Origin of the sequence: Bacillus cereus ATCC 14579, from assembly GCF_000007825.1 — a bacterium.
In the GTDB taxonomy this organism is placed as follows: domain Bacteria; phylum Bacillota; class Bacilli; order Bacillales; family Bacillaceae_G; genus Bacillus_A; species Bacillus_A cereus.
The window spans coordinates 708,178-717,500 of sequence record NC_004722.1; the positions used below are offsets into that span (position 1 = coordinate 708,178).

Consider the following 9,323-nt stretch of genomic DNA (forward strand, 5'->3'; position numbering starts at 1 on the left):
AAGTTGTTTACTGGATTAGGAATTAGTTGCACGATATTAATGGCGGTGCTGCCGGGGGCTATATATTTCATTCATAAAAAACTCACAACGTATGGAGCGCAGCCGTGGAATACTGATGTACAAAAAAAGAAACCTGAATGATTTTCAGGTTTCTTTCGGACAAAGCATATGTGAAGGGGGATGCCTTCTATGTATGCTTTGTTTTATACAAGCCCTAACCAATGTACCAATTGTGTAGAGAGGAATGTAACAACAATGGCGATAACGGTAGGGATTGCAAACGATAAGAATGTCCATTTTGCACTTTTTGTTTCTTTGTATATGTTAACCAGTGTTGTTCCGCACGGGAAATGAAGAAGTGAGAACAACATTGTGTTTAACGCTGTTAACCAAGTCCAACCATTTTCTAGGAATAGATTTTTAATTTGATTAAAATCATCTATTTCAGTTAAAGCCCCAGTTGATAAGTAAGACATTAATAAAATTGGGATTACAATTTCATTAGCAGGTAGTCCAAGAATGAATGCAGCTAGAATAAACCCGTCAAGTCCTAACATTTTAGCAAATGGATCTAGGAAGTTTACAAAATACATAAGTAAGCTTGTGTCACCAATAAAAATGTTAGCAAGTAACCAAGTTAATGCAGCCGCAGGGGCAGCAACAACTATAGCTCGTTTTAAAACGTAGATTGATTTATCGAGTGTTGCGCGAACAATTGTATTCCAAACTTTTGGCTTGCGGTACGGAGGTAACTCAAGTGTGTAGTGAGTTGGAACCCCTTTTAAGGCTGTTTTTGATAGTACCCAAGAAACAGTTAATGTCATAATAACACCAAGTACAACCATTCCAACTACAACGCCAGCAGTAACCAATGTTTGCATACTGCCTGTATAACCAGCAGCCATAAATAGTGAAGCCATTAAAATTAACATAGGCCAGCGACCGTTACAAGGAACGAAGTTGTTCGTTAAAATTGCTAGCATACGTTCACGTGGTGATTCAATGATACGTGTTGACATAATGGCTGCTGCATTACAACCAAATCCCATTGCCATTGTTAAAGATTGTTTCCCGTGTGCGCCGGATCGTTTGAATAAGCGGTCCATATTAAACGCGACACGTGGTAAGTATCCGTAATTTTCTAATAGCGCGAACATAGGGAAAAAGATTGCCATAGGTGGTAACATAACGCTAATAACAGCACCGATACCACGGAACAAACCAAGTATTAAAATGCCATGTAACCATTCAGGTGCATGCGCTGCTTGGAACCAAGATGTTAAATATCCTTCGGCCCATCCGAAGAATTCGGCAATCATATCAGATGGTACGTTAGCGCCTGCAATTGTAAGATAAAAAATAATAGATAAAATACCGAGCATAATTGGGAATCCCCAGATTGGAGATGTGAAAATTTTATCTAGTTTTTCGGAACGATATAATTTATCAGTATTTGTATATTGGACAGATTCTTTACATATGCTTGCAGATGTTCGGTAAATATCTCCGACTATATCATCTCGTATATCTTCTTTTGAAAGTGTTTGTGCATGTTGAATAATATAGTCTAATGGAAGAGCTTTACTGGCTGAGTGAGATTCCATTAATTACGACCTCCCTTACAAGTGGTTCATTATGGTGTTTTTGAAGTGTAGTTAAGAAATTTTTATCTCCATCTAATATACGTAACGCAATCCAACGTGCTGGATACGTATCACCGAACACTTTATAAATTTGTGGTTCTAATTCCTGAATCATATTTTCGATTTTTTCGCTGTAAGTAATTTTAATTGGTGTTGGAATTAGTTTTTTATTTGCTACTTTTGCAATAACATTTAGCAAATGACCAATACCTACTCGGTTACGTGCTGAAATTTTAACGACAGGTACACCAAGTGATTTTGCTAATTTCTTTTCATCGATAACAATCCCTTTTTTCTCGGCTTCATCAATTAAGTTAATGCAAATGACTACATTGTTTGTCATCTCCATCACTTGAAGTGCTAAATTTAAATTTCTTTCCATAGCAGTTGCGTCTATAACAACTACAGTTACTTCTGGTTTTTCAAATATAATATAATCCCTCGCTACTTCTTCGTCTGCGGAATTTGAGTATAGTGAGTAGGTTCCAGGTAAATCTATTAATGTATAATTACTTCCGTTATGTTCATATTCTCCTTCAGCTTTTAAAACAGTTTTTCCCGTCCAGTTTCCAGTATGTTGTTTTAAGCCTGTTAAAGTATTAAATAATGTACTTTTCCCTGTATTCGGGTTACCAGCTAAAGCGATACGATGTTTGCTCATCTGAAATCATCTCCTATTAATACCCCGAAAATAAGGGAGCTTTCTTCTTTACGCAGTGCAATAGTTGTGTTACTCACTTGATAAGCGACCGGATCTCCAAGTGGACTGCGTTGCAATACTTTAATCGTCGCCCCCGGGATAAATCCCAAATCTAATAAGCGTCGTTTCATAGTTCCTTCTAATTGTATCTTCTCAATTTGTACAAACTCTCCTATTTTAAATTCGGAAAGTGGTTTTATATTAGCCGATACCATAAAAGTTACCTCATCTCTATATTTTTAGTTTGAGTTTAAAAAGTTTCCTAAGGTAAACTTTTTGTTAGTAATATAGTAGACTACATTGGATTATGTTGTCAATTAGTACTTTAAAAATATTCATTTATTTTTAGAATTGTTCCAATTTATTTAGTTGTACTAAAAAATATTACTGAAATTATTTTTAATGTGCATAAATTAGGTGTGTGAAAATTACAAAATACAGCGGAATTGTAAATGTAACTTTAACGAAAAGGGAAAAAGAGAGAAAAACATTTACATTGAATTTACATTGTTAAGAATATATTTACATTGCAGTGTAGTTAGTGTGGTTTTTGTTTGGTTATTTAACTATAAATGTTGGGATTTCTAGCTTTTAAGGATTATTATCGTCATTTACTTAAAATTAAAAATTGCTTAACACTCACATAATATTGTTGTCCTACAATGAATTTGTGTTCGAAAGAAAATGAATTCGAAAAGTGATAATCCAAATGGGGGTACAAGACATGGTTATGAAAAAAGGTATTAAATTTTCTTTAGCAGCTTTAGTGGTAGCAGGAGCATTAGTTGGTTGTGGGAAAGCAGAAGATACAACTAGTAAAGACACTGCTAAAGGAAGCGATAATACAAAACAAGAATTATCAGGTACGATTGCAGCGGCTGGTTCTACAGCTCTTCTACCTCTTGCGGAGGAAGCTGGAAAGAAATTCATGGAGAAAAATTCAAAAGTTTCTATTCAAGTTCAAGGTGGCGGTAGTGGAACTGGGATTAACCAAGTAGCATCTGGTGCAGTACAAATTGGTAATTCAGATGTTCCGTCCGGAGATAAAATAAAAGATGCTGAAAAGGCGAAAGAATTAGTAGATAACAAGGTAGCGGGTATTGCATTCGCTCTTGTCGTAAATAAAGATGTAAAAGTTGATAACTTAACAATGCAACAAGTACAAGATATCTTCACTGGAAAAGTAACAAATTGGAAAGAAGTTGGCGGAAAAGATGAAAAAATCAATGTAATTAATCGTCCAGCTTCATCTGGTACACGTGCTACATTTGAAAAAACGATTATGAAAGACGCGAAAATTAATGATGGAACTGGTACAACACAAGATTCTAACGGTGCAGTAGAGCAAGCGATTAACTCTACTCCTGGTTCGGTGAGCTATTTAGCAATGTCTTACATGGTGGGCGAGAAAAAAGGCGCACTACAAACAGTCAAAATTGATGGTGCTGAACCGAAAGTTGAAAACATCGCGTCTGGTAAATATCCATTCTGGTCTTACGAATATATGGTAACAAAAGGTGAAGCGAAGGAAGCGACGAAAGCTTACATCGATTATGTAAAAGGTAAAGATTTTGAAAAACAAGTAGAAGATATGGGCTACATTCCAATGTCTAAATTAAATAAGTAATAAAATTTTATGGGGCTGGCTGCAAGGCCAGTCCTGTTCATTTCAATCTGTGAAGTGGGGTCTGTCCTGTGATGAAGGGGAAAAAACAAATTAATTACGTGAAAAGTGAATATATAGGAAGATCACTTGTTACGTTTTGTGGTATTTTTATTGTTTTAATTACATTAGCTATTATTGCGTTTATTTGTGGGAAAGGTATTCAATCTTTTACACAAAGTGGTATCTCATTTACTGAGATGTTAACATCGACAAAATGGAATCCAAATGCTGAGCAAGGATCCTTCGGGGCTTTAATTTTCATTGTAGGTTCAACGGTGGTTTCGTTAGGCGCGGTTATTATTAGTGCACCAATTGCTATAGCTCTTGCTATATTCATGAATTTAATTTCGCCAAAGTTTGGAAATAAAGTATTGAAGCCTGTTCTAGAATTGTTAGTTGGTATTCCTTCGGTTGTATACGGATTATTAGGTGTTACGATTTTAGTACCACTATTACGTGATTCGTTTGGGGGAGTAGGCTTTAGTTTAATTGCAGGTATTGTTGTATTAAGTATTATGATTTTACCTACTATTGCTAGTATCGCTTCTGATGCAATACGTTCTGTTCCATTTGATTATTTAGAAGCTTCTTATGGTCTAGGATCAACGAAATGGCAAGCGATTAGCCGAGTGATTGTTCCTGCTGCGAAAAAAGGGATTTTAACAGGTGTTGTTTTAGGCTTAGCGCGTGCTTTCGGTGAAGCGTTAGCGGTTCAAATGGTAATCGGGAATACGATTAAATTACCAGAAGGAATATATAGTCCGACAGCGACGTTAACTGGTATTTTAACAATGGACATGACGAATACATTGAACGGAACTGCTTGGACCCATGCGCTATGGACTTTAGCGATGATTTTACTTGTTATTTCATTCCTGTTTATTTTAGTAATTCGAGCGATTGGGCAAAGAGGTGAGCGATAATAATGAATGCAAGAACGGTAAATAAAGTTTGGACGGGTATCTTTTATGCGGTTGCGGCTTTAGTTGTAGCTTTGCTAGTGTTCTTAGTATTTGAGATTTTACAAAAGGGATGGGGATTTTGGGATCCTAATTTCTTGTTTGGAGAACCAAGCAATACAAGATCTGGTGGTGGGATTGGTCCGCAGTTATTCAATTCCTTCTACATGCTTGTTATAACGCTTATTATATCTATTCCTCTTGGATTAGGTGCTGGAATATATTTAGCGGAGTACGCAAAACAAGGACGTTTTTTAAATTTTGTTCGTCTATGTATAGAGACGATGGCGTCTTTACCTTCTATTGTTGTTGGTTTATTTGGTTTGTTAGTGTTCGTTACAATGACAGGTTGGGGATACACAGTAATGGGTGGTGCTCTTGCTTTAACTATTTTAAATTTACCAGGTTTAACGCGTGTTTGTGAAAATGCGATTTCAGAAGTTCCTCAGAATGTAAAAGAGGCAAGTCTTGGATTAGGTGCAACGAAGTGGCAAACAATCGCTCGTATTATTATCCCATCGTCATTACCACAAATTATTACAGGGATTATTTTAGCGGCGGGTCGTATATTTGGGGAAGCGGCAGCATTAATTTACACAGCGGGTTTAACATCCCCGATTTTAAATTCAGCAGCGGATTTCTCAAGTCTTGCGCATCCTTTAAATCCGTTTAGACCAGCTGAAACATTAGCGGTTCACATTTGGAAATTAAATTCTGAAGGAGTTATTCCAGATGCGAAGTTGATTGCGACAAAATCTGCAGCTGTATTAATTATTATGGTATTACTATTCAATGTTATTTCACGCTTGATAGCATCTATATTACACAAGCGCTTTACAGGAACGAAAAGAAAAAGTAAAACAACGACAAAGGTAAAAGCGGCATAAATTATAAAGAAGAACTCTCTATTTATAGGTAGGGGGTTCTTTTGTATTTTAATATAGAAGGAATGGATGTAATGATTGTTGAATTTGTGATTAATTATAAAGAAGAACAGATGTAATTTAGAGAGGAGCTTTAATTTGTTTTTTCTGCAAATGTCAGGTTTTCCTGGGTCAGGAAAATCGACAGTTTCTAAGTATATAGCGAAATTAACAGGTGCTGTAATTATAGATCATGATGTTTTGAAATCCGCGTTGTTAAAATCATTAAAAGTAAAAGGAATTGAATCAACGATTGTTGGTGGGCTTGCGTATGATGCCGAATGGGTATTGATTGATTCTTATTTAGAACAAGGGCATAGTGTTATATTGGATAGTCCGTGTTTATATGAGGGAATGGTTGAAAAAGGGATTGAACTATCAAATAAACATGGTGTGAAATATAAATATATTGAGTGTTATCTTAATGATATGGAAGAGATTAATAGGAGACTGCAAACACGTAAGCGTATGATCAGTCAAATTGAAAAGGTGGAGTCGGAAGTAGGTTTTAAAAAGTGGTTAAATGGTAGTAAAAGACCTTCAAATAATGAATACCTTATTGTGGATTCTAGTAAACCTATAGAGCAATATGTGGAAAAAATGATGGATTATATGACTAAATAGAGAAAAGGCGTTATCTTCATTTGTGAAGATAACGCCTTTTGTTTTTAAATATCAAGTGTTTCTGTAGAAGTGCTTATTTTCCTACGGGAGCGTCTTTTTCTCCCGATTTTATCTAATAGTTCATACATAACTGGAACGACTACTAATGTAAGAGCAGTTGAGACTGCCAAACCGCCGATGACAACGACGGCTAAACTTTTTGATACCATACTTCCTGCTTGGGATTGGCCAAATAGGAGTGGGAGCATAGCAACGATTGTTGTAATAGCTGTCATAATAATTGGGCGTAGTCTAGTAGAACCTGCTTCAAGTAAGGCTTCTCTAGTTTCCATTCCATGTTCCCGATTTTGTTGGACTCTTTCTATTAATACAATAGCGTTTGTAACAACCATCCCGATTAACATTAATGCGCCGATCAAGGAATTTACATCAACAGGTGTTCGTGAAATGATTAATCCTAAAATACCACCGAAAGCAGCTAATGGTAAGGAGAATAGGATTGCAAAAGGAGCACGTGCTTGCCCGAAGGTGATAACCATAATTAAATATACGATCCCGATTGCAATCCCCATAATTTTGAATAAATCTGTAAAATTCTCTTGCATAGATTCAGTAGCTCCTGCGATATTTACTTTTGCACCACCAGGTAAATCTAAGTCAGTCATCGCTTTATTTACTGCTGTGTTTACTTTACTCAAATCTTCATTTGAAGCTTCGGCTGTAATTTGGATTGTTTCTTTTCCGTCTTTATGGAAAATTTCTGTTTGTGTTTGTTTTTCTGAAATAGTTGCGATGTCTTTTAAAGGTATTGGTCCATTAATAGGTGATAGTATGTTTGTATTTAAAATATCTTCTTGTTTATTAATGTTTTCTTTTTTGTGTTCTATCATAATAGTAGCTTTTTCATTATTAATTGTAATTTCGCCAATAGGTGATTTCTTCATAAGGAATGCTACTTGTTGCGCAGCTATTTCTGGTGTTAAACCTAGTTGTTCAGCCTTTGTTTGATCAATATGAATTTGCCATTCTTTCTTAGAGTCTTCTAAATTTGTTTTTACTTTAGAAAGATCATCCATGCTTTTTAGTTTTGTTTCAACGATAGTAGCCGCCTCTTTTAAATCCGCTTCGTTAGTAGCTGTTACGTTAAATTGTAAGTTATTGCCGCCGCCAGAGCTTGAATAACTTGTTTTTATATAATCAAGTTCAGCAGGCTCAAAAGTTTTATTTTCCTTTTTTAACTCTTTAATATATTGATCAATATCAGAACCTTTTTTAAAGACTACGAATATACTAGCGAGGTTATTTTTAGTTGTTTGCCCCCATTGTGCATCTTCTGCGCTAGATCCCATTCGTAAAATAACGTCTGTTATATCTGAATTAGAAAGTAATTTTTTTTCAAAATCAAATGCTTTTTGTTTTTGAGATTCAGCATTATAATGGGCTGGAAATGTCATGTTAATAGATAACATTGTGTCGTCTTCAGATTTTATGTTTGCTTTCGGTAGTAATATATAAGCTGCAATTGATCCTACAAATAATAAAAATGCAGTAAGTAGAATAATGAATTTATGAGAAAGAGCCCACTTTAATGTAGCGACATATCGTGATGAAGAACTTGGCTTTCGATGCTTTGTTTTTTTGAGTAGTAAAAAAGCCATAAGTGGAACAACTGTTAGTGCAACGATTAAGGATGATAATATAGAATATACAACTGCTAATACCATAGGTAACATTAATTTTCCGATTGCTCCTGATACGAGGCCGATAGGTAAAAAAACAGCGACCGTTGTTAAAGTAGAAGAAGTAATTGCGACTGCGACTTCTTTCGTTGCATCGAGAATGATATCTTTAGAGAAAGAATCTTTTTGTAAACGGCGGAAAATATTCTCGATGACAACGATACTATCATCGACGAGACGTCCAACCGCAACAGCTAAACCACCGAGGGTTAAAATGTTAAGCGTAATGTTAGATTGATGTAGTAAAAAGAGTGTTAATAAAATGGATAATGGAATACTGACAACAGCGATGAGTGTTGTTCGGAAGTTACGTAAAAAGATTAAGATAATTAGAGTTGCAGCGATTGCTCCAAGTATTACTTCTTTTCCCATGCTAGTAACAGCATTTTCAACTTGTTCATGGGTTGAAGCCAAAAGTTTAATGGAAAATTGATCTTTATATTCCTTATCTATCTCTTTAACTTTTTTATCAATCTCTTTTCCAATGGCAACTGCATTTTTACTCGGTTCTTTCATGATGATTAATCCTGTGCCTTCTTCTCCGTTTATATGTGAGATTGTATCGTAGTGTTGTTTGATTTCAATTTGAGCAATGTCTTGCAATTTCACTTGGGGTGCCACAGTGATGTTTTTAATGTCATTTACATTTTTTATGTCCCCAATGACGCGGAGGTTGTATTCTTCCTGATTAACAGTAATTGCCCCAGCTGGAGTAGAAGTTTCTTTTCCTTGTAAAACAGTTAGTACCTGCTGTGATGTTACGTTTTTGTTTTTTAATTGGTTCGGATCAAGTACGATAGATAATTCAGAGGTGGATTTTCCGAAAAACATAACGTTGGCAACACCATCAATGTTTTCGAGTTGTGGTACGATTTCTTTTTCAATTTGTTTTTCATCTGCTTTTGAAAAACCGTTTTGTTTCTGGATAGTAATTTGAGCGAGTGGAATCATAGAAGTGTTTAATTGACTAACTACGGGCTTGGTTACATCTTTAGGTAATTTAATTGTATTGACGGCTTTTTCGACTTCGCGTGCTGCATCTTTCATGTTTGCTTTTGATGTATACGCA

Annotated in this window: 9 protein-coding genes (1 of these 9 running past the window's edge); 5 read left to right on the top strand and 4 right to left on the bottom strand. The window is 35.5% G+C overall.

Going from position 1 to position 9,323, the window contains the following annotated elements:
- The first annotated feature begins 3 nt into the window (after window positions 1-3).
- Window positions 4-141, top strand: coding sequence for a hypothetical protein (locus BC_RS27500; protein ID WP_000493991.1), 138 nt, complete (start codon window positions 4-6; stop codon window positions 139-141).
- 62 nt (window positions 142-203) lie between these two features.
- Here BC_RS27500 and BC_RS03550 read toward each other — a convergent pair whose 3' ends face one another.
- From BC_RS03550 to BC_RS03560, 3 genes are read right to left on the bottom strand one after another with little or no spacing between them, the layout of a single operon-like run.
- The gene (locus BC_RS03550; protein WP_000443605.1) at window positions 204-1,604 is read right to left on the bottom strand and encodes a nucleoside recognition domain-containing protein; all 1,401 of its coding nucleotides are present in this window, start codon (window positions 1,602-1,604) and stop codon (window positions 204-206) included.
- Window positions 1,582-2,304, bottom strand: coding sequence for a FeoB small GTPase domain-containing protein (locus tag BC_RS03555; RefSeq protein ID WP_000033865.1), 723 nt, complete (start codon window positions 2,302-2,304; stop codon window positions 1,582-1,584). Before BC_RS03555 ends, BC_RS03550 begins: the two co-directional genes overlap by 23 nt.
- On the bottom strand, window positions 2,301-2,558 hold the full coding sequence (locus BC_RS03560) for a FeoA family protein (protein ID WP_000252982.1): 258 nt from the start codon (window positions 2,556-2,558) through the stop codon (window positions 2,301-2,303). The genes BC_RS03555 and BC_RS03560 overlap by 4 nt, the downstream gene beginning before the upstream one ends.
- A 509-nt stretch (window positions 2,559-3,067) precedes the next feature.
- On the opposite strand from BC_RS03560, the gene BC_RS03565 reads away from it, so the two are divergent.
- The 4 genes from BC_RS03565 to BC_RS03580 all read left to right on the top strand — a co-directional run bounded on the left by BC_RS03565 (window position 3,068) and on the right by BC_RS03580 (window position 6,515).
- Window positions 3,068-3,970 (top strand): phosphate ABC transporter substrate-binding protein PstS family protein, encoded by a 903-nt coding sequence (locus BC_RS03565; protein WP_000245108.1) that lies wholly within the window; start codon window positions 3,068-3,070, stop codon window positions 3,968-3,970.
- Between the two features lie 71 nt (window positions 3,971-4,041).
- The gene (gene pstC, locus BC_RS03570) at window positions 4,042-4,932 is read left to right on the top strand and encodes a phosphate ABC transporter permease subunit PstC (RefSeq protein ID WP_164928322.1); all 891 of its coding nucleotides are present in this window, start codon (window positions 4,042-4,044) and stop codon (window positions 4,930-4,932) included.
- 2 nt (window positions 4,933-4,934) lie between these two features.
- Window positions 4,935-5,855 (top strand): phosphate ABC transporter permease PstA, encoded by a 921-nt coding sequence (gene pstA / locus BC_RS03575; protein WP_000994147.1) that lies wholly within the window; start codon window positions 4,935-4,937, stop codon window positions 5,853-5,855.
- 135 nt (window positions 5,856-5,990) lie between these two features.
- Window positions 5,991-6,515: an AAA family ATPase gene (locus BC_RS03580; RefSeq protein ID WP_000465755.1), complete on the top strand. Its 525-nt coding sequence runs from the start codon at window positions 5,991-5,993 to the stop codon at window positions 6,513-6,515.
- Between the two features lie 44 nt (window positions 6,516-6,559).
- Here the strand turns inward: BC_RS03580 and BC_RS03585 are convergent, their stop codons facing one another.
- Window positions 6,560-9,323, bottom strand: partial view of an efflux RND transporter permease subunit gene (locus BC_RS03585; protein ID WP_000375538.1) — the 3' portion only. It continues 281 nt past the right edge of the window; 2,764 of the gene's 3,045 nt are visible here — the last part of the coding sequence; its start codon lies off the right edge, out of view; the stop codon is at window positions 6,560-6,562.

Bases quoted from the DNA above. Each gene is read 5' to 3' on its own strand.
- BC_RS03550 (WP_000443605.1), bottom strand. From the start codon at position 1,604: ATGGAATCTCACTCAGCCAGTAAAGCTCTTCCATTAGACTATATTATT.
- BC_RS03555 (WP_000033865.1), bottom strand. From the start codon at position 2,304: ATGAGCAAACATCGTATCGCTTTAGCTGGTAACCCGAATACAGGGAAA.
- BC_RS03560 (WP_000252982.1), bottom strand. From the start codon at position 2,558: ATGGTATCGGCTAATATAAAACCACTTTCCGAATTTAAAATAGGAGAG.
- BC_RS03565 (WP_000245108.1), top strand. From the start codon at position 3,068: ATGGTTATGAAAAAAGGTATTAAATTTTCTTTAGCAGCTTTAGTGGTA.
- pstC (WP_164928322.1), top strand. From the start codon at position 4,042: ATGAAGGGGAAAAAACAAATTAATTACGTGAAAAGTGAATATATAGGA.
- pstA (WP_000994147.1), top strand. From the start codon at position 4,935: ATGAATGCAAGAACGGTAAATAAAGTTTGGACGGGTATCTTTTATGCG.